At 55.7% G+C, this 22459-nt stretch carries 30 protein-coding genes and 1 pseudogene; 21 read left to right on the top strand and 10 right to left on the bottom strand.

Features of this window, described 5'->3' with window-relative positions:
* Nucleotides 1-75: 75 nt before the first annotated feature.
* Nucleotides 76-279, bottom strand: a complete 204-nt coding sequence (locus ACIONG_RS03395; protein ID WP_082152922.1) for a YdaS family helix-turn-helix protein — start codon at nucleotides 277-279, stop codon at nucleotides 76-78.
* A gap of 106 nt (nucleotides 280-385) precedes the next feature.
* Here ACIONG_RS03395 and ACIONG_RS03400 point away from each other — a divergent pair, with 106 nt between their 5' ends.
* The 12 genes from ACIONG_RS03400 (at nucleotide 386) to ACIONG_RS03455 (ending at nucleotide 8296) form a co-directional block, all read left to right on the top strand.
* Nucleotides 386-976 (top strand): helix-turn-helix domain-containing protein, encoded by a 591-nt coding sequence (locus ACIONG_RS03400; protein ID WP_401296701.1) that lies wholly within the window; start codon nucleotides 386-388, stop codon nucleotides 974-976.
* A complete protein-coding gene (locus ACIONG_RS03405) occupies nucleotides 948-1739 on the top strand; it encodes a HipA family kinase (protein WP_401296703.1) in 792 nt (263 codons plus the stop codon). Before ACIONG_RS03400 ends, ACIONG_RS03405 begins: the two co-directional genes overlap by 29 nt.
* A 3-nt stretch (nucleotides 1740-1742) precedes the next feature.
* Nucleotides 1743-2630 carry a hypothetical protein gene (locus tag ACIONG_RS03410; RefSeq protein ID WP_401296705.1) on the top strand — a complete coding sequence of 296 codons (888 nt, stop codon included), beginning with the start codon at nucleotides 1743-1745 and terminating at the stop codon, nucleotides 2628-2630.
* A gap of 363 nt (nucleotides 2631-2993) precedes the next feature.
* A complete protein-coding gene (locus tag ACIONG_RS03415; protein ID WP_401296707.1) occupies nucleotides 2994-3275 on the top strand; it encodes a hypothetical protein in 282 nt (93 codons plus the stop codon).
* A gap of 475 nt (nucleotides 3276-3750) precedes the next feature.
* Nucleotides 3751-4155 carry a hypothetical protein gene (locus tag ACIONG_RS03420; RefSeq protein ID WP_401296709.1) on the top strand — a complete coding sequence of 135 codons (405 nt, stop codon included), beginning with the start codon at nucleotides 3751-3753 and terminating at the stop codon, nucleotides 4153-4155.
* On the top strand, nucleotides 4152-4343 hold the full coding sequence (locus ACIONG_RS03425; RefSeq protein ID WP_210555436.1) for a hypothetical protein: 192 nt from the start codon (nucleotides 4152-4154) through the stop codon (nucleotides 4341-4343). Before ACIONG_RS03420 ends, ACIONG_RS03425 begins: the two co-directional genes overlap by 4 nt.
* Entirely contained in the window at nucleotides 4340-4534 is a 195-nt protein-coding gene (locus ACIONG_RS03430; protein ID WP_401296711.1) for a hypothetical protein, read from the top strand. The genes ACIONG_RS03425 and ACIONG_RS03430 overlap by 4 nt, the downstream gene beginning before the upstream one ends.
* Nucleotides 4535-4690: 156 nt before the next feature.
* Nucleotides 4691-5578: a recombinase RecT gene (gene recT, locus ACIONG_RS03435; RefSeq protein ID WP_401296713.1), complete on the top strand. Its 888-nt coding sequence runs from the start codon at nucleotides 4691-4693 to the stop codon at nucleotides 5576-5578.
* The gene (locus ACIONG_RS03440) at nucleotides 5575-7203 is read left to right on the top strand and encodes a YqaJ viral recombinase family protein (RefSeq protein WP_401296715.1); all 1629 of its coding nucleotides are present in this window, start codon (nucleotides 5575-5577) and stop codon (nucleotides 7201-7203) included. The genes recT and ACIONG_RS03440 overlap by 4 nt, the downstream gene beginning before the upstream one ends.
* Entirely contained in the window at nucleotides 7200-7442 is a 243-nt protein-coding gene (locus ACIONG_RS03445) for a hypothetical protein (RefSeq protein WP_401296717.1), read from the top strand. The genes ACIONG_RS03440 and ACIONG_RS03445 overlap by 4 nt, the downstream gene beginning before the upstream one ends.
* On the top strand, nucleotides 7439-7900 hold the full coding sequence (locus ACIONG_RS03450; protein ID WP_401296719.1) for a hypothetical protein: 462 nt from the start codon (nucleotides 7439-7441) through the stop codon (nucleotides 7898-7900). The genes ACIONG_RS03445 and ACIONG_RS03450 overlap by 4 nt, the downstream gene beginning before the upstream one ends.
* 81 nt (nucleotides 7901-7981) lie before the next feature.
* The gene (locus ACIONG_RS03455) at nucleotides 7982-8296 is read left to right on the top strand and encodes a hypothetical protein (protein ID WP_401296721.1); all 315 of its coding nucleotides are present in this window, start codon (nucleotides 7982-7984) and stop codon (nucleotides 8294-8296) included.
* A 25-nt stretch (nucleotides 8297-8321) separates the two neighbouring features.
* Here the strand turns inward: ACIONG_RS03455 and ACIONG_RS03460 are convergent, their stop codons facing one another.
* From ACIONG_RS03460 to ACIONG_RS03470, 3 genes are all read right to left on the bottom strand, one after another.
* Nucleotides 8322-8534: a hypothetical protein gene (locus tag ACIONG_RS03460; protein WP_401296723.1), complete on the bottom strand. Its 213-nt coding sequence runs from the start codon at nucleotides 8532-8534 to the stop codon at nucleotides 8322-8324.
* Nucleotides 8535-8627: 93 nt separating this feature from the next.
* On the bottom strand, nucleotides 8628-8924 hold the full coding sequence (locus ACIONG_RS03465) for a hypothetical protein (protein ID WP_401296725.1): 297 nt from the start codon (nucleotides 8922-8924) through the stop codon (nucleotides 8628-8630).
* Nucleotides 8925-8990: 66 nt separating this feature from the next.
* The gene (locus ACIONG_RS03470; RefSeq protein WP_401296727.1) at nucleotides 8991-9179 is read right to left on the bottom strand and encodes a hypothetical protein; all 189 of its coding nucleotides are present in this window, start codon (nucleotides 9177-9179) and stop codon (nucleotides 8991-8993) included.
* A 271-nt stretch (nucleotides 9180-9450) separates the two neighbouring features.
* Between ACIONG_RS03470 and ACIONG_RS03475 the strand changes: the two genes are divergently transcribed.
* From ACIONG_RS03475 to ACIONG_RS03485, 3 genes are all read left to right on the top strand, one after another.
* Nucleotides 9451-9672 carry a hypothetical protein gene (locus ACIONG_RS03475; RefSeq protein WP_401296729.1) on the top strand — a complete coding sequence of 74 codons (222 nt, stop codon included), beginning with the start codon at nucleotides 9451-9453 and terminating at the stop codon, nucleotides 9670-9672.
* Between the two features lie 696 nt (nucleotides 9673-10368).
* Entirely contained in the window at nucleotides 10369-11148 is a 780-nt protein-coding gene (locus tag ACIONG_RS03480; RefSeq protein ID WP_401296731.1) for a DUF2786 domain-containing protein, read from the top strand.
* Nucleotides 11149-11193: 45 nt separating this feature from the next.
* On the top strand, nucleotides 11194-12117 hold the full coding sequence (locus tag ACIONG_RS03485) for a DNA cytosine methyltransferase (protein ID WP_401296732.1): 924 nt from the start codon (nucleotides 11194-11196) through the stop codon (nucleotides 12115-12117).
* Between the two features lie 317 nt (nucleotides 12118-12434).
* Here the strand turns inward: ACIONG_RS03485 and ACIONG_RS03490 are convergent, their stop codons facing one another.
* Nucleotides 12435-13112, bottom strand: coding sequence for a hypothetical protein (locus ACIONG_RS03490; RefSeq protein ID WP_401296734.1), 678 nt, complete (start codon nucleotides 13110-13112; stop codon nucleotides 12435-12437).
* A gap of 515 nt (nucleotides 13113-13627) precedes the next feature.
* Here ACIONG_RS03490 and ACIONG_RS03495 point away from each other — a divergent pair.
* From ACIONG_RS03495 to ACIONG_RS03510, 4 genes are read left to right on the top strand one after another with little or no spacing between them, the layout of a single operon-like run.
* Nucleotides 13628-14122, top strand: coding sequence for a hypothetical protein (locus ACIONG_RS03495; protein ID WP_401296736.1), 495 nt, complete (start codon nucleotides 13628-13630; stop codon nucleotides 14120-14122).
* 49 nt (nucleotides 14123-14171) lie between these two features.
* Complete coding sequence (locus ACIONG_RS03500) at nucleotides 14172-14489, top strand: hypothetical protein (protein WP_401296738.1); 318 nt, start codon at nucleotides 14172-14174, stop codon at nucleotides 14487-14489.
* Nucleotides 14490-14541: 52 nt separating this feature from the next.
* Complete coding sequence (locus ACIONG_RS03505; RefSeq protein ID WP_401296740.1) at nucleotides 14542-14784, top strand: DUF4224 domain-containing protein; 243 nt, start codon at nucleotides 14542-14544, stop codon at nucleotides 14782-14784.
* Nucleotide 14785: 1 nt separating this feature from the next.
* The gene (locus ACIONG_RS03510) at nucleotides 14786-15835 is read left to right on the top strand and encodes a tyrosine-type recombinase/integrase (RefSeq protein ID WP_401296742.1); all 1050 of its coding nucleotides are present in this window, start codon (nucleotides 14786-14788) and stop codon (nucleotides 15833-15835) included.
* A 107-nt stretch (nucleotides 15836-15942) separates the two neighbouring features.
* Here ACIONG_RS03510 and ACIONG_RS03515 read toward each other — a convergent pair whose 3' ends face one another.
* The 4 genes from ACIONG_RS03515 to ACIONG_RS03530 all read right to left on the bottom strand — a co-directional run bounded on the left by ACIONG_RS03515 (nucleotide 15943) and on the right by ACIONG_RS03530 (nucleotide 19761).
* Entirely contained in the window at nucleotides 15943-16122 is a 180-nt protein-coding gene (locus tag ACIONG_RS03515) for a hypothetical protein (protein ID WP_401296744.1), read from the bottom strand.
* A 711-nt stretch (nucleotides 16123-16833) separates the two neighbouring features.
* Nucleotides 16834-17859, bottom strand: a complete 1026-nt coding sequence (locus ACIONG_RS03520) for a sensor histidine kinase KdpD (protein WP_103302252.1) — start codon at nucleotides 17857-17859, stop codon at nucleotides 16834-16836.
* Nucleotides 17860-17869: 10 nt separating this feature from the next.
* Nucleotides 17870-19330, bottom strand: a complete 1461-nt coding sequence (locus tag ACIONG_RS03525) for an RAD55 family ATPase (protein ID WP_401296746.1) — start codon at nucleotides 19328-19330, stop codon at nucleotides 17870-17872.
* Nucleotides 19327-19761 (bottom strand): hypothetical protein, encoded by a 435-nt coding sequence (locus tag ACIONG_RS03530; protein ID WP_401296748.1) that lies wholly within the window; start codon nucleotides 19759-19761, stop codon nucleotides 19327-19329. Before ACIONG_RS03530 ends, ACIONG_RS03525 begins: the two co-directional genes overlap by 4 nt.
* A gap of 265 nt (nucleotides 19762-20026) precedes the next feature.
* Here ACIONG_RS03530 and ACIONG_RS03535 point away from each other — a divergent pair, with 265 nt between their 5' ends.
* Together ACIONG_RS03535 and ACIONG_RS03540 are read left to right on the top strand one after the other, a co-directional pair.
* Nucleotides 20027-21472, top strand: coding sequence for an ATPase domain-containing protein (locus ACIONG_RS03535; RefSeq protein ID WP_177431356.1), 1446 nt, complete (start codon nucleotides 20027-20029; stop codon nucleotides 21470-21472).
* A gap of 24 nt (nucleotides 21473-21496) precedes the next feature.
* Nucleotides 21497-21859, top strand: a complete 363-nt coding sequence (locus ACIONG_RS03540; protein ID WP_103302255.1) for a response regulator — start codon at nucleotides 21497-21499, stop codon at nucleotides 21857-21859.
* A 69-nt stretch (nucleotides 21860-21928) separates the two neighbouring features.
* Here the strand turns inward: ACIONG_RS03540 and ACIONG_RS03545 are convergent.
* Nucleotides 21929-22078: pseudogene (locus tag ACIONG_RS03545) on the bottom strand (EAL domain-containing protein); the annotation flags it as partial.
* Between the last annotated feature and the right edge of the window lie 381 nt (nucleotides 22079-22459).

Consider the following 22459-nt stretch of genomic DNA (forward strand, 5'->3'; position numbering starts at 1 on the left):
TCGCTGGAATGGCCTGGGGGCGCTCATATCTGGTATGAGCAAAATTCCGGACCTTTTAAGGGCGGAAGAAATGCGTTAAGCGGCGATCGGGTAAATATCTGGACGAAGCTCATGGCGTGGAATGCCGGTGGCTTGCTCTACTGGAATAACTCGCTCAGCTGGGATGCGACCTGTTGCGCACCACTTCTGAACGTTTTGAGGCGTACAGCCAAGAACGCGAGCAAGGGCGGACTGGCTTCCTGCTGCTTCAGCTGCACGCACGGCTGCGTTCTGGTTCATAGGCACCTCTAAAATTTGACTTACAACGCAAAGTTACAACCTTTGCCAAAAAACTACAACTGAGAATTGCAATGCTGGCTACAACGACTAGTTGTAAAGTGTCTCTATGAGCACAATCGGAAAAAGAATCGCTGCTGCACGAGAGGCTGTCGGGCTGAACCAGTCGGAACTCGCTCGTCTATTGGGGGTTAAGCCTCAGTCCGTCCAGGCTTGGGAGGCGGACAAAAATGTTCCCCGCCCGAAGAAACTTGAAGGAATTGCAGGCGCGCTGAAGGTTTCAATCTCCCACTTGATGGGCGAAACGGGCTCATTTAGCACTCCACACTTCACTCCTCTGACGGGCTCCGAAATCAAAGGCGCTGCGGCCAAAAACCTGAGGATCAGCTCGTCCGGCGGAGTGGAAAAAATCCTCCGTGATGTAGTGTCCCGCGCGCTTCAAAAAGGGGAGCTCGGAGAGAGTGATGTGTCACTTCTTACAGCCATGGCAAATGTCATGATTGAAAGAAACGTTTCCTCCGGGGAAAACGTGCCAAATCTTCCTGATGAATTGGATGCACTCGCAGAATCCGCGTTTAAAAATGCAGACGCTGGCGGTGATTCGGGAGATATGGTGAAGATGATCGGTCATGGAATTAAGAAGTCAGTAGCCAAGGAAAGCGGCCCTACACATGCAAAACGCAAAACCGGAACCGATTGACATTCCACTCGCCCTTTATCTCCAGGGCGAGGCTGTTGTTGACCCAGACGTGAAGGGTCAGCACCCACTTTTCTACGGCACCATCAGCGGGCTGAAAGGCTACCGTAGAGACCTCCATGCATACATAAAAGTATTGCCTGCCGAGCGATTGTTCGCCGAAACCATGAGCGCGAGCATCGGGAGATATTTTGGCCTACCTATTCCCCTAACTGCTCTTGCGGTTGCCCGCGGAAAAGACGTTGGGCGAGGACAGGGTAAGTGCATCGTATTGGCGAGCGTGGACACCAATGCGGTGCCTATGAGCCGCGTGATCAATTTCGACAAGGTCTCACACTTACTCAATAAGTGGTCACACCTGCATGCCGCCATTGTCTTCGACGAACTCCTAGCTAACACCGACAGGAATTTGCGCAACCTCCTTATCGGTGGCGATGGAGCTATTTGGCTTATCGACCACGAGGAGGCGCTGTCAGCACCAAGCCTCCAAGCGAGCGAAAATATCCGGAACCATCTTCTGGGGATGGTCATCGGAGAGGTGTCTGAGTTTGAAAGACACCAGGCGTCCAAAAAGCTGAAAGATCGATCTGCCCCAGCATATACTGCTAACTTCAGGAAACATGCTGCGGCGAGTCAGCCGCATTACTGCCAAGTCGACCAGGCACATGTCGACAAAGTGGTGGACTTCCTCGAGTCACGCGTAAAACATATGAGCGCTCTAATGGATGGGGCTCTCGGCTTCAAACAGAAAACCATGGCGGTCTAAAGGATGCTCCCAGATCTCTCTGAATTCCCCAGCTTTCCTGAATATGAGGCGGATTGGGCCCCTGTTTACCTGGAGCCCATCGTTCAGTCCGGCGAGCGTCTAACTATTGCAGTGGTCGCAGCTTCTGGCGACGAGGTCAACGGCTGCCTCACTATTAGTGAGAAGGCCTTGAAATGCCTATATGGCAGCTCGGCGGTAGGCATGCAACGAATGATGGGGCTTGCGTTGTCCCGCGCTCTGGAATTTGCCGAAAGCGGCTTCGAGGGGCAGTTCTCATGCGGCATTCACGGAGTAGTCATCGGCAAGACCCGCAGGGGGTTGGGCAACAACATGACCCATATCCTCCAACAAGCATCCAGCCTTACCTCAAGCCTTTCCACCGTTCATGCCTCGGCTCTGATGGAAGAGGACGAAGAGTCTGACGATCCGGTAGCCTACGAGGCAAATCTTGGGCAGCTACGATCTGACATACAGGATCGAGTGCTGGGCATTCTCCCCCGCCTGAGGGATCGCTTTAACTTGCCTTTGCATACTCAAGCAATTCAGGGAGCGCGTGGCAGCCTGTTCTTTGCTGGCAATCGCATGGCAGCCAGCCTGGCCAAGATAAAACCATCGAAGCAAATAAGTCGCCACGTAGACGGCGCCAAGAGCCGACTATGGGATCTGCATTTCGTTAAGCATAAGGTCGCCGACGCCCCGCAGAATAAATGCACGCTATTCATCTGGACGCCAAAGGAGCTAGACAGATTTGATCCCTCGCTCATAGCGGAATACGAGCAAAGTCTTGAAGATCTCCAGCGCCAGAGTCTTGAAGACGGCATTGAGCCACACATTTTTTACGGCGCCGAAGAGGCAGCCGCTGCCATCATTGATTATGAGCGTGCTGCCTAGTTAGGCCTTCCCGTAACGCTCACCCCGCCATCTAAGACCACCTATAAGCCCCTGATTCCTAAGGGGCTACAATTTTCATCGCCCACAATTACAATTTAAAGTTGCGGATTACAATTTTCGGTTGTAGATTAAACCCATCGAGTCACCCAATATGGACTCGCCAGGGCCTCAGGGCCCGCCGCTCTTTAGCGACACCGCTTCACCTTGCCGGATCACCACCGGCCCAGATTCAAAGGCAGCGATGAACCGGCCTAAACGGTTCAGAGGGTTGGCAACTGACCCGGGCGTGCAGCGTAAAACGTCGAAAGCAGTTATCCAGCGGGAGACCAAGCCGAAAGGCCCGCGGCTGGAGGAACAATTTGAATGGATCTCTACCGCGCCAGTAGCGCCGAAGGATCAGCGGAAATTTTCACTGATGCACCTGGTGACGGGTGCATTGGGAAAACAACCGAACGGAGCAACACCATGACTCGCGCTGAATTTGAAGACAAAGAAGGCATCGCCATCGCGGCAATGCTGGGCCTGCTTGCAAACCAGACACCTTCTTCTCCTGATGAGGTCGCTGTGAACGCATTTGACTATGCAGAGGCGCTAGTGGCTGAGCGCAAAAAGCGCCTCGGTGAAAAGCCAGGGTTCAACGACTGATTTCACTGGCTGGCCTTGGCGACAGGGCCAGACGGGAAATCACCTGAGACCGATAGCGCTTCCCGAAACGCTCAGTTAGAAAAATTGAATTAGCCAGTTGCCCGCTCGGTCAAGAATTATGAACGCAGTAAATCTGACGAGGTGACAGCAATGACTATCCAAGCAGAGACACTCGTACAACTGACCGAAGCGCTCCAAGAGCGAGGCATGAATATGGTTTCAGATGTGCACTTCACTCGCGCTCCTTACCGTTACAACCACCGCTGGATCTGCATCGTAGAGTAACCATGCTCATTGCCGGCGGCTCGGACTAAGACTCCACCGCCGGCCCCACTTCCCCCGCTACTCCGTTTTCCCTTCCTTATCCTCCGACACCACCCGAATGCACTCTCCTCCGCGCCCAACGGCAACCAGCGGAGCGGATGAGTGCATCCGAGTTTTGTTGGATCAACACCCCGCCACTCTGGAGACGACCATGTCAGCTCTACGCAAGCTCATCCCGGAAGACGACTTTCTCGACACGGAGGCAGGTCAGGAATGGCTGACCGAGTCGGTCGACGATTTACTTTATCGGCGCCATGTAGAGGCTCCAACTCCGGTAGGACGAAGCAAGGTTCTGGTCAACGCCGACCACTTACCGGAGGCGCTGGCGGATTACATGGCCGCGAACCCTGATCCTGATCGGTACATCGAGAAGATTCTGATCGAGCTGATCTGTCGCGGGGATGGCGGTGTACTGCACAAGTGGGCCATCGAAGCCGTCGGCGGTGATCCGCAGATCGTTCGGTCGCTCGCCAACGACCTGGTCGCGGTGCACGCCAACAAATACCGAGACGCCAAGCGCGAAAGCGATCGCGTAGAGCGGGAGTGTGGGTTTTGAGCCCTCACATCCTGATCGACCAAGCCCTTGATGGTGTGTCGGCGCCCGCCGGCGAAGAAGACATCAGCCTGCTGGTGCAGGGCCTGATCACCCGCCTCTTCACTGACGGCGCGATCACCATCGACGAGTTCAACCACTACTGCAAACGCCTGCGTGACACCTGTCAGCGGCGCAAGGAGGATGCATGAGTACGGCACCGGTTAAATCGCTCATCGACGAGCAACTCGACGACATCGAACAAAAGATCGCTCTGCTCGGCTTCGGCCTTCCCTTCAATGAGGTGATCGGCCGCAAGCGCGAGGATCTGGTCGCTAATCTCCCGCAGCGCCTCGCTCCTTCGATGAAGGGCAAACGGATTGCCGTGAAGGTTCGGCCGTGACCGCTCGCCAATGGGCGCGCCGCCTGATCATCTGGCGTGGCGCGTTCTCCTCCCTCGGCGTTTTCACCTTCCTGATGCTTCTCAGCGCCCTCGCGGATCGCATCACTCAATAAACAAAGAATTCAATCGCTGCGCACCGCGCGGCAAGGAACAGTCATGTCCGCTCAAAGCGTGGCGCCGGTGGCGCACGACCGAAACCTCCACGTCCTTCCGCACGCCGCAACCAGCACCAGCGCTCTGGTATTGGACGGTGACAGCCTGGACAAGATGATGCGCCTGGCAGAAGTCATGGCCACCGGCCGCGCCACGTTACCGAAGCACTTCAACGGCAACCCGGCGGATTGTCTGGCGGTCGTCATGCAATCGATGCAGTGGAAAATGAACCCGTTCGCCGTGGCGCAGAAAACGCATTTGGTGAACGGCGTGCTGGGCTACGAAGCACAGTTGGTGAACGCAGTTATCACCACCTGTGCACCAGTGCTAGATCGCCTGCACTACGAGTGGTACGGCGCCTGGGAAAAGGTGATCGGCAAGTTCACCATCAAGAATGGCGACAAAGGCGAGTACCGCGTCCCGGGCTGGAAGTTTGAGGACGAGCAAGGGCTGGGCGTGAAGGTCTGGGCGACCTTCCGGGGTGAAGACGAGCCTCGGGTGCTTGAGCTGCTGCTCGCCCAAGCCCGCACCCGCAACAGCACGCTCTGGGCAGACGATCCTCGCCAACAACTGGCATACCTCGCCACCAAGCGCTGGTCGCGACTCTATTGCCCGGACGTGATCCTCGGCGTGTATAGCCCGGACGAGCTGGAAGAAACCGCGCCGACCATTCGCGACGTGTCGCCAGCGCGCGGCGCGGCACCGATAGAGCTCCCGCCCTACCCCGACGAGAAGCTCGCGGAGAACCTGCCCAAATGGCAAATCGCGGTCGACGCCGGCCGCTCCGCCCCTGATCACCTAATCGCAACCGTCAGCAGCAAATTCACCCTGAGCGAAGAGCAGATCGCCAAGATCAAAGCGCTCGCGCCGATTGAAGGAGACCACGAATGAAAATCCACAATGTCGCTCAGGGTTCCGAAGCCTGGCATGCGCTCCGCGCCAACTACTTCACCGCCTCCGAAGCGCCAGCAATGATGGGCGCATCGAAACAGATGAAGCGCACCGAACTGCTGCACGCGAAAAAAACCGGGCTCGATCGGGACGTGTCGTGGTGGGTGCAGAAAAACCTCTTCGATAAAGGACACGAAGCGGAGGCACTTGCTCGACCGATTCTCGAAGGACGAATTGGTGAAGACCTGTTTCCCGTTGTCGGTACCGAAGGTGATCTGCTTGCATCCCTGGATGGGTGCACAATCCTCCGTGACGTGCTGTTCGAACACAAAATGTGGAACGAGCAACTTGCTGCCGACGTTCGCGCCGGCAGCCTTGATCCGCACTACTACTGGCAGCTCGAACAGCAACTGCTGGTGAGCGGCGCCGAGAAGGTAATCTTCGTCTGCTCCGACGGCACTGAAGAAAACTTCGTTTCGATGGAATACACGCCGGTATCGGGGCGGTCCGCGACACTCGTCGCAGGCTGGAAACAATTCCAAGCTGACCTGCTGGACTTCACTCCAGCCGAGGTGGTGCCGGAAGCTGTCGGCAAAACGCCGGAGTCATTGCCAGCGCTGCGCATCGAAGTAACCGGCATGGTCACCGCCAGCAACTTGGAGCAGTTCAAAGCTCATTCGCTGGCAGTCTTCGGCGCGATCAACACTGAGCTGGAAACCGATCAGCACTTCGCCGACGCAGAGAAGGCGGTCAAATGGTGCGGCGATGTCGAGGAGCGTCTGGAAGCTGCAAAGCAGCATGCGCTAAGCCAAACCGAAAGCATCGACGCGCTGTTCCGCACCATCGACGAAATCAGTGCCGAGGCGCGTGCCAAACGCCTGATGCTCGACAAGTTGGTGAAGGCTCGCAAGGTGAGCATCCGCGAAGATATCGTCATGACCGCAGCCAAGGCGCTTCAGACGCACATCGACCAGATCAACGCTTTGCTTGGCGGCAAAGCGCGCATGCCGACGGTGCCTGCGGATTTCGCCGGAGCCATCAAAGGCAAGAAGACGATCAGCAGCCTACGCGACTCTGCCGATTCTGAGCTGGCCCGGGCGAAGATTGCCGCCAGCCAGATCGGCGACAGCATCCGGAGTAACTTGGCCAGCCTGGACGAGCTTGCCGCCGACTACTTCTTCCTGTTCAACGACGTTCAGCAACTAGTGATGAAGGCGAACGACGACTTGGTCGCGCTGATCAAGGTGCGCATCTCTGAACATCAGAAGGCCGAGGAGCAGAAAGCCGAAGCACAGCGCGAGCAGATCCGGCAGCAGGAGCTGAAGCGAATCGAGGACGAGGCAAAGGCCAAGGTGCCGGTCGAACAGGCTCCAACTGCCAGCCCAGCACCGGTTAAGGCTGCTGCGCCGGTCCAGTCTGCCTCGAAGCCAGCGACTACAACCGGGGTGCCGGTGAACCTGCAGGCTGAAGTGTTCGATCTGGAAGCGCTGATCAAAGCCGTAGCCTACGGCCAAGCCCCTATTTCGGCGCTGACTGTGGACTGGGAAGCACTCGACGCGATGGTCGCAGCCCAGGGCGCCAAGTTCAGTATGGCCGGCGTGAAGTTGATCAAGGTGGCGGCATGATCAGCCTGAATCTCAACGCAGTTCGAGCAAAGCAAACTGAGTCGGATGAAATTGACGCTGCGATGGCAGACTTCTGGACACGGCCCGGCGCCAGCTTCAAAGAGTTGCCGGCGCCCCGGATAAAGCCCAGACCTGCGCGGCGGGACTGGGTAGACCCTGAAACGGTCCTCAAACGTCGCCCGAAGCCGATATCGGCCTCTGACCGCAAGGCCCTGCGAAAAATGGCGGACTCGATATGAGCAAGCGCAAACCATGCAATCGTCGGGTGCAAATCGAGCGCAGCATGCGCGCCCTGGTCAACACCCACCACGCAGCTGTGATCAACATCGATCCAAGCGCCCTTCAGGTCATGATCAACTGGAAGAACGGCAAGCAGATCCTGTCGAGAGCGGTTTCCGACGCGCTCTGCGATGTCGCGCACCGCTGGACGATCTACATCGCGGGCATCTGCGTCCGTCAGGACGGCGCCCAATACATCAAGTCGATCGACATCAAGCCCGACGGCGTACACCTGGTGGAAAGGCTCTCGGATGTCCTTGAGCATTTCTACGAAGAGGTGAAGGCCGACTGCAACCCAAATCACCGCCTCGGCATGGGCTGGCTGGCCGTGCCCGGTGACACGCCGGTGCCCGAAGCACGGTTATCGGCGCTGCTGGCATCGGTCGGCGCCTGGCATCAGGTGAAGGTCGCAGCGTGAGACGAACCATCAACCGGGCGCACCAGCGCCGCCGACAGACCTGGCTGGACTTGCCGGCCAGCGGAATTGAAGAGGTAGGCCATGGCCAAGAGCAATGCAGAATTGCAGAAGGACAAGAGGGCAAAGGAGAAGGCGCTGCTCGAGCGGATCGGCGCCGAAAAGCGTTCGCTGATTGTTTCGAAAGCGCTTGATGATGCGCTTCAGATCCTCGGCGAGCGCCACTCTTTCGAGGAATGGCAGGAGACGGTTTCTACGCTGATCATCAATTTGGCCGCGGCGCCGGCTGAAGAGTCGGAACGCTTCGCAAGCATGTCGCGACCGGAAATGGTCATTAAGGATAAATGGTCGAGGCGGCTTGAAGATTTTGCAAATACAGGCACCGAGAATTTCCAGTGAATCCATTCGGTGCCAGTCGACTGTATTACCTTGGGCCGGGCATCGATCTTGGTTTGCTTTTCGAGTCGAGATCATCAGCTGCAGCAATGGCTGAATTCAGATCATAAATCCAAGTTGAGTCTGCGCCAGGGCCAATCAATTGATAGCCCACGACCTCTCTCGTATTGTCGAGGTGAATCATCACCCTTTCGTACACGGTGAATTTCCCTTTTGTGTAAACCGCAGCGCCTCGTTGCATTACTTACTCCTTGATCCGACCCCATGCCGGTCACCCGTAATACCCCAACCCAAACCAAATTGCCACCACCGGTCACGGAGGGCGGCGCCTGACTCAAGGGAGAGACGGATCTGGCGGGTACGGCCCCATCAGTTTGTGTATGTTTGGCCAAACCATAAACGCTTGGGTAGCCCTTCCACCGCGAAGGCAGTACACCAAAAATTCTGAATTGCTCCCGCTGCTGATCCGATAGCGGTATTTGCCGCACCCTTCGATATCAGCTTCAGAGAGAGCTCGACTGATACTTGGATTATCAGCTTTTATCCAAGGAGCCGGATAAAGCTCTTCCAGTGATTGCGCCAATGCCGTCATAGGCAGCAGACCAAAAAACACCAACGCCATTCGCTTCACGAAAAACTCCTTCCGGCTTCATGCCGGGCCGAACACAAATACCGCAACGATCGGGAATACGCCAGATCAGACGAAGCTCGGCGACTCAACGACTCGGTGCGCCGACTCCATATAGCTGGCCAAGTCGATCACCTCCCGAAGGAACACGACCACCTCCAGCTTCACTGCATCATCCGGCAGCCCTATCCGTTTCAGCATCGCTTTAGCGTCCTCTTCGATAGCCGCTAGCGCATCTACATCGCTCTGCAACCTCATGTCGGCCTCCTGCCAGTGTGAGATTGCAGATAAATACCCCACTTCTACGAATCACGCCAGCCGGCGAGGCAGGCGTATGCCTGGAGAATGCTTATGAGCACTTTCGCTGTGTTTGGAATGACCATTGATGTCGCCACCGCCGAGGCGCGCAAGAAAACGAGCGGCACCCGCAAGAATCTCAAGGCTCCGGGCGGCGTCGAGCCAATACCGGAGCCTGAGTGGCTTGAGCTGGTTCGCAAGCGTGCTGAGAAGATCATGGGGGGGGGCTACGGTGCGTCAGCTCTCGCCATTGTTCGACGCGCCGCAGTACGCCGAGCAGTTCATGGACCTGGCTCGCAAGACTTTGCGCTGTCGTGATCTGAAGATCAGGGCAAAGGCGGTACTGACTGACGCCAAGGGAAAGCCAATCCTCAATCCGAAAACCAAGGTGCCGAAAGTTGGTTTTTCCGAGTGGCCACAGAAGCCTGTTGAGCAGCAAGAGCAGGCCGCGTGACCTGCCCTCACCGATTGCGCTGAGGGCAGGACGAAACCTTACGCTTAAAAGTCAGCCTTTCTTTCCAGGTGCTGACGGAGCATTACCTCTATTGCCTCCAGACACTCCACCCGTGGTGCTCGGCCAATTACCGCCTGGTCCGGGATGACTTGAGGGGCCTCGAGATGAGCCGCCTCCTTTACCCGCCCCACCAGACCCGCCCGCGCCTTTACCGCCGCCACCTTTAGACATTTTGACCTCCTTGGATATGGGAACTGCTCCTCAAGAGTAGGTCATGCAAAGCGAAACCATGCTCCGCGTGTCTGGAGCGCTCACCGTCTACTAACCACGCCAGCCGGCGAGGATCCCCATATGGAAATCAATTACGGCTCGGTCTGCTCCGGCATCGAGGCGGCAACGCTTGCATGGAAGCCGCTCGGCATGCGGGCGACCTGGTTCGCCGAGATCTGAATGGGTCTTCACTTTCGAAGGAAGACCCAAAGTATCAGCCAAAACTAACAGCGCTATTACCGATCATCCGGACCAAAGCCGGAGCAATGCAGCAATCAAAGTCAAAACTGCAATCAATACGTCAAGCCATTCACATACCTGCGCCATCCGACACCTCAATAGTTGTTTGGTCTCCTTGCCTTCGGGGATGTCGAACGCGCGCTCATATTTTTTGACCGGCCGGTGACGGCCCGGCGAGGCCCTCCTATGTCCGCACAACAGATCGATGAAAAGAAACTCGAGCGCGCGATCCGCAAGATCAAGCACTGCCTGGCACTGGCCCAAAGCGCTAATGAGAACGAAGCTGCAACCGCGCTTCGGCAAGCGCAGGCCCTGATGCGCGAGTACCGGCTGACAGAAATGGATGTGAAGTTGAGCGACGTCGGTGAAGTCGAGTCGGATCTACACCGCACCAAGCGTCGGCCGGCATGGGATCAGCAACTGAGCATCGCCGTAGCAGATGCATTCAACTGCACGACCCTTCGGCGCAGGAAATGGAGCTCTGCGAAAGAGCAAGTCATCGAGTGCGCGACATTCGTCGGCGTTTCTCCCGCTCAGAACATCGCCCTGTATGCGTATGAGTCCCTGCACAGAAAGCTCACCCAGGCGCGCAAGGAATACTGTTCATCAGTCAGGTCTGGGTTGCGGCGCAGTGAGTATTCGGCAGAAACCGCCGGTGATCACTTCGCACTGGCGTGGGTTTGGGAGGTGCAGTCGAAGCTGAAAACGCTTGTTCCGCAGGATGACGATGATCCGCTCGAACAGGCCGGCACTGGCCGATATGTGATTGCGATTCAAGCGCAGGACAAAGCATTGATCAGTGAGTACCTCGCCAACCTAGACATCAAAGAGTCACGGAAAAGTAAGTGCGTCGAGCTGGATATGAACGCGCAAATCGCCGGGATGCTCGCCGGCAGCAAAGTAGAGCTGCACGCCGGCATCGCGCGCGGCGGCGACGATATTCTGGCCTTATCCGCAAGCGCGTGACCTCTCCTCCCTGATATACCCGGCGCGGGCCGGTAAGGATTCCGCATGCTCACAGCAATTGACTTGTTTTCTGGTTTCGGTGGTTGGACCCGCGGCGGCAAGGACGCCGGGCTTAATGTCCTATGGGCCGCCAACCATTGGCCAGCAGCAGTCGAATGGCATACCCGCAATAATCCGGACACGATTCACGCCTGTCAGGATCTGCACCAGGCGAACTGGGCCGACGTGCCGAAGCACGACGTCATGCTCGCCTCTCCCTGCTGCCAAGGGCACACAAAGGCTCGCGGCAAAGCTGCCGGCAACCCTCAGCACGACAACTCCCGCTCGACAGCTTGGGCGCCGGTGCAGAACGCCGAGGTCAACCGTCCGGAGTTCGCCATAATCGAAAACGTACCGGAGTTCATGGACTGGATTCTGTATCCGGCGTGGGCTGATGCGATGCAGAGGCTGGGCTACTCACTGGCGCCTCACATCGTGGACTGCGCAGATCTCGGCGTTCCGCAGCACCGCGTGCGCTTGTTCATGGTCTGCTCGCGCAGCAAGGCACCGTTGCACCTGCACCTTCCACGGTACCAGCATGTGCCCGCCCGCGAGATTATCGACTTCGAAGCCGGCAAATGGTCGCCGATCAACAAGCCTGGCCGCGCCGCCTCGACACTGACCCGTGTGAAGAATGGCCGCGAGCGCTTCGGCGACCGCTTCGTTATGCCCTACTACGGTTCAGGCTCTGGCCTAACCGGCCGCAGCCTGGACCGCCCGATCGGCACAATCACCACGCTGGACCGCTGGGCAGTCGTCGACGGCGACATGATGCGCATGATCAGCGCTGACGAAGCCATGGCTGCTCAGTCCTTCCCGAAGGACACGCTGCGTCCGGACAATCACAAACTGACCATGCACATGACCGGCAACGCCGTGCCGCCGCTTGCTGGTCAACGGATTCTCGAAGCGCTCAAGGCTGCAGCTTAGAGATCAACGGAGATTAGCAACGTAGCTCGTGATTAACGGAACCCCACCCTTTGCCGCCTCCCGTTGTACGTAAAGCCTCATCTGCTCCACGTCGAATTTTCGGTTCAAAGTTTCCAACTGGGAAACGATGGTCCCGCTCACGCGGTAACGGCCACATTTCGCACACACCCTTTCTACGTAGTCTCCGGTAGACGGGATTATTTCGGCCTCACCTTCGCATATCAAACAGCTCATGACCTTCTCCTTTGGTTGATCGATGAACTGTAGCTGATCCCTCACCACCCTCCACTGACCGGGTGTGCCCGGCATAGGAATTACTACTTGAACATGGACTCCACTCCGTTCGCTTCGACCACATCTTTAACCACTTTATCGTTCAACAACTGACCTTTTTTCAATACCATATTTCGTACGTAGTCAAATAACTCAATCCACGAAACTCCTTCATCACCGTTATTCCAAACCAAATCAGGCTGCTCTATTTCTGAAAGCATCATGTATGGTGTGCGAGTTCCTTCCCTTATTTTTTCTGGCGCGATCAAAACCACTCGAGCTGTTTCGAGCTTTTCAGCCCCGCTATGTGCCGCGAAATTGTGTCTATATGAAATGCCGATATCATGAAGTTCATGATACCTTTCATCGAGCTGCCTTCTTTCTAGTTTAACGGGTCTACCATCACATTTAGAAAAACACTTCCCATAAAAAGTGAGTGAGGCAACAAACAATCCTTTCACAATATCGTAGGACTCTCTTTCCTGCCCGAAGTGGAATTCGCCATCAACCTTTGGCAATGAAGACCGAATCCTATCTATCTCTTTCATCCATACAATCGCACTCTTCAAATCCTTTTGAATAAGTGCATAGCCTGCCATTTGATCGCAGATTTTTGAATCCAATATAACTCTCTTACAGGGACGCCCCTTATATTTGTAAATCCTATACTTTTTTCCGCTTTTGCTATCAACAGAAAATTTATGACTCCATTCTTCGCCCAAAACACTTCCCCTAAAAATTCATCAGCCATCAATTTCAATAGGCAATCATAAGTCTAAAATTTCCTTATAAATAATATCACGATTGACCTATGAGTCGTAAATCAAGAACTTTGCAGTAACCTGCTTCGACCGATACGAACAACCCTACCTCCCCCTTCAAAGTCAGCCGCTATAGCGGCAAGGACGAAGTTTTCAGGAACAAGGAACAAAATCCCCTAAGCGTTCTCGGGCGATTGGTACGGCGTATTCAAGCAGCTCAAGCGGTACATTCTCTACGAACAGGGTCACTTCAAAGCGGAGTGTCTCGTCATTTCGAAAGATCTCAAATAACAGCCCGTTGTTACCTCTCCAGCATTCAAGCGAAAGGCCATCGTGTCCTTCAACAACGCTTGAAGCGCAGCAAAACCGATACTCGACTCCGTGAACGACCACTTCCCACCTCCATTTTTTAATGGCGGCAACGATACCTCTCCCTCATGTGAATTTGATAGCCGCTATAGCGGCAAGGAACTCCTATGCTTGATGCAAACTTTCACCACTCACTGAACACGCTCACTGCAAGCCAGATGGCAAAGCTGCTCGTCATGCGCAAGGGGCTTGAGTTCGGCTACGCCTACACGTTTACCGATGATGATGGGCAGGACAGCAACATCGACAATGCGTTTCTGTCCGCCGCGCCGGGCGAACTACTCGACACCCTGTTCGAGGAAAACGAGCATGACGACGCCATCAACGAAGTGCGTTATGAGGCTGAAGTAGTTCGCGGCATCCCTGCTTGGTGCCACTACAGTTGGGAGCGCAACTACGAGGTCGATGTGAAAGCCTTCATCCTGCCCGATGGTCGAGCTCTCGCCTTTTGTGAGATGAGCGGCGGCGGCAAACACGGCGAGCCAGACGCCTACCCTTGGGTTGAAGAGGCCAAATTCATCAGGGTCTCTAGCGTCGAAGAACGCGTCATCAAGACTTACAAGTTCGAGGAGATTCCAGAAGCGTCAAAGGTGACGCCATGATCGCCCTAGCCTGGTTCACCTACGTCTACTGCTACAAAGTCCGGCGGCCTTGAGCCGCTTGGTCAGCGTCCGTACCGAGGGACTGGCCGGCCCGGCGCTTGATTGGGCAATCAGCGCGATCGAGGGTGATCAGCAGCCGACCGCCGGACAGCTGCAACTCTTCGCAGTGCCCGACGCCGAGCAACTGATCACGAAGTACGGCGTCTGGGTCGATGATGGCCACCGCAACCCATGGCTGGCAGACCTTACCAACGATCCGTTCAATCGCCAGTCCGGCGATACCCGAACCATCGCGGTGTTCCGTGCCGTGGTGTTTGCGAAGTCCGGCACCACCGTGAAAGTCCCCGCCGAACTCATCCAGCAGTAACCCTACCGAATAACCACCTTCTGCCGCCACGCGCGGCATGGAGCAATATCTCATGGAAACCGAAATCCTCTCCGACGAGGAACTGGCCGAACTCACCGGCTACAAGGCCCGTGCCTACCAGCGCCGCTGGCTGATTGATCGCCAGTGGGTGTTCGTCGAAAGCCGCGGCAAGCGCCCGCTGGTGGGCCGCATGTATGCTCGCATGAAGCTGGGCATGATCAGCCCTACGATTGCCGATCCGAACCCGCCGCTGGCTGCACCGGTATGGACACCTGACTACTCGCGAGTGAATTGATATGCGCCCCCGCAAGGCCGACACACGCAACTTGCCGCCTCGTATGTACCAATGGACGCGAACACGAAAAAGCGGAAAGGTTTGGATCGCCTATTACTATCTGGACATGACAGGCAAGGCGATCCCGTTGGGCAAGGATCTGGACTTGGCCAGGGTCAAATGGGCGGAGCTGGAGGCGAAGGAAAAGCCGCTTGATCTACGCACCATGAAAGGCATCTTCGACCGATATATCCGCGACATCGTATCGAAGAAAGCGGCACAGACGCAGAAGGACAATTTGGCGGAGATCAAGCAGCTTCGGCCGATGTTCGACAGCGCTCCCATCGACTCAATCACCCCAGCAACTATTGCAGGGTACCGCGACGCGCGGACCGCCAAGGTTCGCGCGAATCGCGAGATTGCTACCCTCTCCCACGTGTTCAACATTGCTCGGGAATGGGGACTGACGACCAAAGAAAATCCCTGCCAGGGCGTGCGCAAAAACAAGGAAACGCCGAGGGACTATTACGCGAATGATGTGGTTTGGGGTGCTGTTTACATGAAGGCAGCTCAAGAGCTGAAGGACGCGATGGACTTGGCCTATCTGACCGGGCAAAGACCGGCAGATGTCCTGGTCATGAGGAAGGACGATGTCGAGGGAAATTACTTGGGTGTGCAGCAGAACAAGACACACAAAAAGCTGCGTATCCAGATGACTGACGGTGATGAGCCAAACAGTCTGGGCCTGTTGATCGGGAAAATGGCCGAGCGCAATGCTCAGCACATTTGCAGCTATTTGATCGTGAGCGCACGCGGCAAGCGGATGACCGCGAAGATGCTTCGCGATCGATGGGACGACGCCAGAGACAGGGCCAAGAAAGAAGCTGAAGAAAAAGGCGATGTTCAGCTGGCTGAGAAAATCGGAGGCTTCCAGTTCAGAGACATTAGGCCGAAAGCGGCGTCGGAAATCCTCGACGTCGGTGATGCGAGCCTACTCTTGGGCCACACTAAAGGGGACATCACCGAGCGCGTGTATCGACGAATTGGCGCCATTGCAAAGCCATCGAAATAGCCCGAAAAACCGTTACAAAACTCAAATTTCGCCCCTTGTAGAATGCGGGCTGTAGAGGTGGCGAAAAATAAACGTATCGTAACGAAAATCGGCTACAGGCCCCGGTTTCATTGGATTTGCATATCGGTCTTGAAAACCGTCGACTGTAACAGGTCCATGAGTTCGAATCCCATCGCCTCCGCCATCTTATGTACGACAAAGCCCTGATTTTTCAGGGCTTTGTCGTTTCTGGCGTTCAGGAATTTTGCTCCTCTCTTTATGGATCGTTTCCGCATCTTTTCGGTCATTTCCGCAACCCTGCTCTTCTGCCACCGCTGCGTCCCCCCTCCGCCGCCAGGTAGCCGACCACGAGACCCATGCGTTTGAGCAAAGGCACTGCCACTACGGCGGCGGCAAGCGAAGTGACGACACTCAACACTTGTCCTGCATTGCCTTCAGCGACCATGGCATTGACCCTCATACCACATCAGGATCGGTAATGCGGCCACGGCCAGGCGTGTTGAGCGGAGCTTGGGTCTAAAGCACTCAGTTCCCCAAACGCTTCTGGACCCAGCAAAAGATCCGAAGCGCCCACCAAGAACGCTCGTTGCGATTGGGGGAAGGTCTTGCTTTGAAAGCCTGGACGAGTATTCATGGTGATTCCTGAAGACTCTCGATTCGTCCGCTCTTCAGAGAGCCAGAAACAGTGGCGGGCCGATCACTGTCCACTTGTGCGTCAGATATACACTCTATTGAGCGTTGACCCGTTAAAAACAGACTCAGATCCAACAAAAAAGACAGGATCGGCTTGGCATCACCCGCGTCGTAGCTATGGGTAAACAATCGGGCTTGAAAATCGCAGCGTTCAATCTGGCCACCTGCGGTGCCGTGAAGGGCCGTAAAAGGGGGGTGAAATTGCCACAAGTCGAGAAAGCGAAGTCAGCCAGACGGATATCTGTTGGTGCAGATGCATCACAGCCGTGTAAGACCTCTGGAAACCCTCTTTCTCCTAGACGCCGTCAGTGGTTCACTCGGGGGAGTCTCATTACGAACTCACTTCCCTGCCCCTCTCCCGCACTGGTACCAATCACCGTTCCGCCGTGTGCTTCGATCAACTCACGCACCACGGTCAGACCAATACCCAGCCCTGCACCATTGAAACCAACCGCGTGAACATCCTGTACAAATGGCTCGAAAATGAACGGCAGTGCTTTCGGAGTTATACCTATCCCGGTATCACGAATGCGTATCTCCAGATGTTCGACTTCAATCGTCGCAGTAAGGGAGACCGTGCCATCAGCAGGCGTATATTTGGCGGCGTTACCCAGTAGATTGCCAAGAATTTGAGCGAGGCGCGCTGGATCGCCATTAACCATCAATGCGCGTTCCGGCAGTTCCGAGCTGAAAGTCAAACCGTGAGCAACCATGACCGGGGCACAGGCATCTATCGCCTCATGAATGATTTGAGCCATATCGACACGTTGGCAATCAAGGCGAAACTTGCCGGTGCTGGCGCGGGCGATGTCGAGCAAGTCTTCGACCAACCGGGACATCTGCTTCACCTGCCCCTCTATCAGCATCTGCATGCGCGGTAGTTCTTCACTAGGTACACGTACCAGCCGGCCAGCAATCATGCTGATGGGGGTCAGAGGGTTGCGAAGTTCGTGTGCAACCAGGTTGAGGAAGTTGCGTTGCTGTTCCAGCGCATGTTCAGCGGCCGCCTGCAGTTCCTGGGCACTCAGTGCGGCTATCACCAACTGCTCGTTTGCCTCGCGCATCTCGAGGTACATTTGCTGCTCTGCCTGGGCCATTGTCGGATTTTCCGCATCCGACTGCGCCGACAGAATTGACAGCACCAACTGCTGATTGGCTTCAATCAATTGCTCAACATGGTGACTATCGACGAGTTGGGCATTGGCCTGGTTGAGTTCCTTATGAACCGCTGCCAGCACCGCACGCGCCGCGACCGTTTTCTGGCCGAGAAGGAACAGTTCGCGTGCTGCAGTAGCTATGGCTTGCTCATTCTTGCCGTGACCCTCGCTCATGATATTTCGCTCATCCTTCGAATGTGACCGTACGCTGCTGGGTAGGTCGCCCCCCTAACAAGCCTTCCCTGTCCGGCAACATTTCGCCGATCTGCAAGCCATCATCATCTATCTGGTACAACCTCAGCTCATCAGAATGAGCGCTGGCCCGAACCTTGACCACGGCCATGATACGCAGCAAGCGGCTCTGCACTTCTATGTAGCGCTGTACGATGATGGCGTCGGTGAGAAACGCCGTGCCGTAAGGACTGAAACGCAGATCGGTGTAGCGATCCTCCAACTCGGAGGTCATCAATACACTGACACCTGCACTAGTAAGAGCGGTCACCATGCGAGACAGCGACTCACGAAAGTCTTCTCGAAATGTCGGGGCCAACGCCAGTTCGAAGCCTGACAGGGAGTCAATCACTACCCGTTTAGCCTTCAGCCGATTGATCTCACTCAATAGCAAATGGACGATTTCGTCGATGGATAAGTCCGGCGCGCGGCTATCGACCAAACCGACCTTCCCGCTCTCAATCAACCCGGCGAGGGTGGCGTTCTGAGAGTGATTGGGGCGCTGCTCAAATACCGCGATCACGCCGGTCTCGCCATTGCGCGCACCCTCTGCGAGAAAGGTCGCAGCAAGAATGCTTTTGCCCGAGCCCGATGGCCCGGCCACCAGTAAGGAATAACCACGGGGCAAGCCGCCGCCGAGCATCTCATCGAGTTTGGGCACACCCATTTTCAGGCGCTGGACCGGAAAGGTCAGAGGGGCTTCGATCGGGTTGAGTTGGGCAGGCGCAAAAACCTTGATGCCCGACGTGGCGATGCGGAAGGTGTGCAGCCCCGGCAGCGTCGGCTGGCCGCGCATCTTCATGATTTCCATCTTGCGCACCATGGAATTGCGCTGAACGCTCTGACGCAACCAGATAAGGCCATCGGCGACAGTGAAAATCGGATTGGTGTCGGTTTCGCTGAAGTACTCGCCAATCAGGAAGGTTGTTGCCTGCCAAGTGGTCATCAGCATGCCCAGTTGCTGAACGAACTGCGGCAGATTGTTGTTCGGGTTGTCCTGTGTCTGGCTCGCAAGCACAACTGAACGAAACGAGTCGACGAACACCAGCGCCGGAGAGTGTGCCTCGACCTCAGCGACGATTCGGCGTAACACCTCATCCAAATCCCCTGCCAGGGTGTCACTGGCCAGGTTGATGTAACGGATCGACTGATTGATGGCTTCGTCGTCGAAAAAGTCGAATTGCTGTTGATACCGCAGCATTTTCAACGGCGGTTCGCCAAGCACGGTGAAGAACAATGCCGGGCGCTCGGGAGTCGCCAGGGCGAACATCATTTGATGCGCCAGGGTTGTTTTGCCACAGCCAGGCGGGCCGGCGATCAGGTTGAACGAGAACTCCGGCAAACCCCCGCCCAGCACCTCGTCCAGTCCTGGCACTCCGGTGGCCAAGCGCTTGATAGTCACTTTGGTGTTCATGGCGAGTTTTCCTGCGCAGATGTGTCGCTCAAAGAAGGTTTCCACACGTCACGAAGCAAGCGTGCGGTGAGCGAGGGCCCGATCAGGGTAGTGAGCAGTTCGTAGAAGGTGGTCAGAATCACTTCACCAAACAACAAGGCATCTGCTTCGCTTTCTGTAACGAGTTCAGAATTAAGAGCGCTCAGATCCAACGCTGTTTGCACACGTTCAGATATGTTGGCCAAGTGCGGCTGACGTGAGGCGCAGAGATGAAGGCTGCGTCGATACAGCGCTGCAACCCCCTGCTGACCAATGATGGGGGTAAGTGCTGTGTGCATAGCCTCCAAAATCGAGACAGTCGCTAGCGCGATGCACGCAGTATCAGCATTGGGGCCAACCCGGTGCGCCAGAGCAGCTACGATCTGGCGGCTCTCTTCGTTTAGCGCGGACATGGCTAGCTGATTTCTGATGGGCAGGTCTCGATAGTACACCCTATATCGCATCGCAGAGACTCAATTGGCCAGAGAGCCTTCTTTACTTTCAATTCCTGTAATTTATCGACCATATTGAGGTTTTTGGGCTGCTGATTTAAGAGAACGAATAGCTTTACCGGCACTGCTGCGTGAAACGTCAGTGAAGTGTCGATAGCCCCAGCGCAGAAATGGCGTTAGCATCCTACGCATTCGGTTTAACAGCATGTTTTCAGATCAGGGTCGCATTGTGGAAAAGTTGAATCGCCTTCAGAGTGGAATCGAAGGCCTGGATGCTCTGCTTAAGGGGGGGCTGGTCTCAGGTGCTTCCTACATTATTCAGGGGCGCCCAGGGTCTGGCAAAACCATCCTCGCCAACCAACTTGGATTCCATCATGCGCGCAACGGCGGCCGTGTTCTGGTAGCGACACTCCTTGCCGAATCCCATGACCGACTTTTTCAATTTCTGTCCACCTTGAGTTTTTTCGACTCGTCTAAAGTTGGCGCTGAAATCCAGTTCGTCAGCGCATTCGATACCCTGGAAAACGAAGGCCTGGATGAAGTGGTTAAACTGCTGAGGCGTGAGATCAGCCGACAGAAGGCCACGGTCATGGTCGTGGACGGCTTGCTCAACGCGCGTTCCAAAGCCGACTCGCCAATCGACACCAAGAAGTTCATCTCTGAACTGCAAGGCCACGCCGCATTTGCCGGGTGCACCGTATTGTTTCTCACCAGTTCCCGACTGGATGACGGCAGCCCCGAACACACCATGGTTGATGGTGTGATCGAAATGGGAGAAGAGCTTTATGGCACACGCTCGGTGCGTCGTATTCAACTGCGTAAAACTCGTGGTAGTCCAGCACTGACCGGACTGCACGAGTGCGAGATCACCGAGAACGGTCTGGTGGTTTATCCGCGCCTGGAAAGCCTCTACAGCCACCCTACTTCGCCCGATAGCGCCAACATGACGCGTATCCCCAGTGGCATTCGTTCACTCGATGCCATATTGGGTGGCGGGTTGCACAGTTCCAGTGTGACCTTGGTCATAGGCCCGTCAGGAATCGGCAAGACGACGCTGGGTCTCAAGTTCCTGAGTGAGTCGACGGTGGAGGCACCGGGCCTGCATTTTGGTTTTTATGAAAGCCCGGAGCGGTTACGCCTGAAGGGTCAATCACTCGGGATCGACATCAAAAGCATGGAAGAAAGCGGTGCGTTGAGCATCGCCTGGCAACCAACCACCGAAGGTCTCCTGGACGGCCTGGGCGCAAGACTGTTGAGCCTCGTTGAAGAAAAGGGCATCAAGCGGTTATTCATCGACAGCCTGAGCGGTATGACACGGGTCTCGACGAATCCGGCCCGAATTACTGACTTCTACAGTGCACTCATGAACGAACTGCGCTCCAGGGGCGTGACAGTTTTTGCTTCCTGGGAAATGCGTGATCTGTTCGGGTCCGAGGTCAGCGCGCCGAACTCTGATCTTTCCAGCATCGTCGATAATCTGATGCTGATGCGCTTCTACGAGAATCATTCTGAACTAAGCAGGACTATTTCCATTCTGAAAGTAAGAGATAGCTCTTATGACCCTTCGCGATTTGAAGTGGTCATCCGTGACCAAGACGTTGATCTGAAAAAGGCTTCAAGAAATGAACCGCCAGTTTCTATTCCTACAGCGCTGCCAGGTTCATCTTCCTAGGTTTTTGATTCAGGCTGAATTCCCATGACCACCATCTTGGTCGTCGACGACGAATATTTGATTGCTGATATTCTCGGCTTTGCGCTGGAGGATGACGGCTTCATGGTAGTGAAAGCCAGCAATGGCAAAAAAGGGCTCGAGGTGCTTGAGCGAGAGCGGCCTGACCTGATCATTACCGACTTCATGATGCCTGTCATGGACGGACTCGAATTTGCCAAGGCCGTTCGCGCCTTGCCGTCGGCCAACCTCTTGCCGATCATTCTGATTAGCGGCGCGCAAGCGCACCTGGGCATGGAGAGGTCTGATCTGTTCGATGCTGTCCTGGAAAAGCCATTCAACATCGATTCGATCCTTGCCACTGTAAGGCGACTTCTGGCGGCACAATGACACCGGATCAAATCCATCTTCAAGACTGAGTTTACCCACACTCCCCTGCACGCTTGATGGTATGTGGCAACCTTTGAGGAAATCCGCTTGAGACGTGGCTTCGACACCTTCGGCGACCACCGTCAGACTGAGGTGATGGGCCATGGCAATAATGCCTTGGTCGATCGCTGCATCGTGACAGTCGGTGGCAATTTCCTGGATGAACGAGCGGTCGATCTTTTCGACGCAGCGATCCGACATTGCGCCAGCTCTCGGAAAGGGCTTTCTTTCACTAAGGTCAGGAACTGACAGTTGGATTCGGTTTTGTTCCAGCAACTGAACTGGTACGGTTTCTGACAAGCGCAGACTGAGATTGATAGTGTCGCGACCGAGCAGCGACTTGGTCGCGTAATCCTCCGTCGACGGAAGATAACAGGGGGGAATGGATTTTTCGGTGGAATCGAGAATCAGGGCGGAGCGGCAACGCTCATAACTCAGGAAACTACATGAGCCTCGCCCTGTCCGCCCCTGCCCTCATTCACTCCAGCGCACCACAATTACGGGATACCGCAAAAGTTTCATTTGGCGCACGAAGAGTGAAGAGGATGCACTGATGACAAC

Source organism: Pseudomonas sp. NPDC087817, assembly GCF_044742875.1.
Lineage (GTDB): Bacteria > Pseudomonadota > Gammaproteobacteria > Pseudomonadales > Pseudomonadaceae > Aquipseudomonas.

What these genes read in the sequence shown, in the direction of transcription:
- ACIONG_RS03395 (WP_082152922.1), bottom strand. Translation starts at nt 279, where the DNA reads ATGAACCAGAACGCAGCCGTGCGTGCAGCTGAAGCAGCAGGAAGCCAG.
- ACIONG_RS03400 (WP_401296701.1), top strand. Translation starts at nt 386, where the DNA reads ATGAGCACAATCGGAAAAAGAATCGCTGCTGCACGAGAGGCTGTCGGG.
- ACIONG_RS03405 (WP_401296703.1), top strand. Translation starts at nt 948, where the DNA reads ATGCAAAACGCAAAACCGGAACCGATTGACATTCCACTCGCCCTTTAT.
- ACIONG_RS03410 (WP_401296705.1), top strand. Translation starts at nt 1,743, where the DNA reads ATGCTCCCAGATCTCTCTGAATTCCCCAGCTTTCCTGAATATGAGGCG.
- ACIONG_RS03415 (WP_401296707.1), top strand. Translation starts at nt 2,994, where the DNA reads ATGGATCTCTACCGCGCCAGTAGCGCCGAAGGATCAGCGGAAATTTTC.
- ACIONG_RS03420 (WP_401296709.1), top strand. Translation starts at nt 3,751, where the DNA reads ATGTCAGCTCTACGCAAGCTCATCCCGGAAGACGACTTTCTCGACACG.
- ACIONG_RS03430 (WP_401296711.1), top strand. Translation starts at nt 4,340, where the DNA reads ATGAGTACGGCACCGGTTAAATCGCTCATCGACGAGCAACTCGACGAC.
- recT (WP_401296713.1), top strand. Translation starts at nt 4,691, where the DNA reads ATGTCCGCTCAAAGCGTGGCGCCGGTGGCGCACGACCGAAACCTCCAC.
- ACIONG_RS03440 (WP_401296715.1), top strand. Translation starts at nt 5,575, where the DNA reads ATGAAAATCCACAATGTCGCTCAGGGTTCCGAAGCCTGGCATGCGCTC.
- ACIONG_RS03445 (WP_401296717.1), top strand. Translation starts at nt 7,200, where the DNA reads ATGATCAGCCTGAATCTCAACGCAGTTCGAGCAAAGCAAACTGAGTCG.
- ACIONG_RS03450 (WP_401296719.1), top strand. Translation starts at nt 7,439, where the DNA reads ATGAGCAAGCGCAAACCATGCAATCGTCGGGTGCAAATCGAGCGCAGC.
- ACIONG_RS03455 (WP_401296721.1), top strand. Translation starts at nt 7,982, where the DNA reads ATGGCCAAGAGCAATGCAGAATTGCAGAAGGACAAGAGGGCAAAGGAG.
- ACIONG_RS03460 (WP_401296723.1), bottom strand. Translation starts at nt 8,534, where the DNA reads ATGCAACGAGGCGCTGCGGTTTACACAAAAGGGAAATTCACCGTGTAC.
- ACIONG_RS03470 (WP_401296727.1), bottom strand. Translation starts at nt 9,179, where the DNA reads ATGAGGTTGCAGAGCGATGTAGATGCGCTAGCGGCTATCGAAGAGGAC.
- ACIONG_RS03480 (WP_401296731.1), top strand. Translation starts at nt 10,369, where the DNA reads ATGTCCGCACAACAGATCGATGAAAAGAAACTCGAGCGCGCGATCCGC.
- ACIONG_RS03485 (WP_401296732.1), top strand. Translation starts at nt 11,194, where the DNA reads ATGCTCACAGCAATTGACTTGTTTTCTGGTTTCGGTGGTTGGACCCGC.
- ACIONG_RS03495 (WP_401296736.1), top strand. Translation starts at nt 13,628, where the DNA reads ATGCTTGATGCAAACTTTCACCACTCACTGAACACGCTCACTGCAAGC.
- ACIONG_RS03505 (WP_401296740.1), top strand. Translation starts at nt 14,542, where the DNA reads ATGGAAACCGAAATCCTCTCCGACGAGGAACTGGCCGAACTCACCGGC.
- ACIONG_RS03510 (WP_401296742.1), top strand. Translation starts at nt 14,786, where the DNA reads ATGCGCCCCCGCAAGGCCGACACACGCAACTTGCCGCCTCGTATGTAC.
- ACIONG_RS03515 (WP_401296744.1), bottom strand. Translation starts at nt 16,122, where the DNA reads ATGACCGAAAAGATGCGGAAACGATCCATAAAGAGAGGAGCAAAATTC.
- ACIONG_RS03520 (WP_103302252.1), bottom strand. Translation starts at nt 17,859, where the DNA reads ATGAGCGAGGGTCACGGCAAGAATGAGCAAGCCATAGCTACTGCAGCA.
- ACIONG_RS03525 (WP_401296746.1), bottom strand. Translation starts at nt 19,330, where the DNA reads ATGAACACCAAAGTGACTATCAAGCGCTTGGCCACCGGAGTGCCAGGA.
- ACIONG_RS03530 (WP_401296748.1), bottom strand. Translation starts at nt 19,761, where the DNA reads ATGTCCGCGCTAAACGAAGAGAGCCGCCAGATCGTAGCTGCTCTGGCG.
- ACIONG_RS03540 (WP_103302255.1), top strand. Translation starts at nt 21,497, where the DNA reads ATGACCACCATCTTGGTCGTCGACGACGAATATTTGATTGCTGATATT.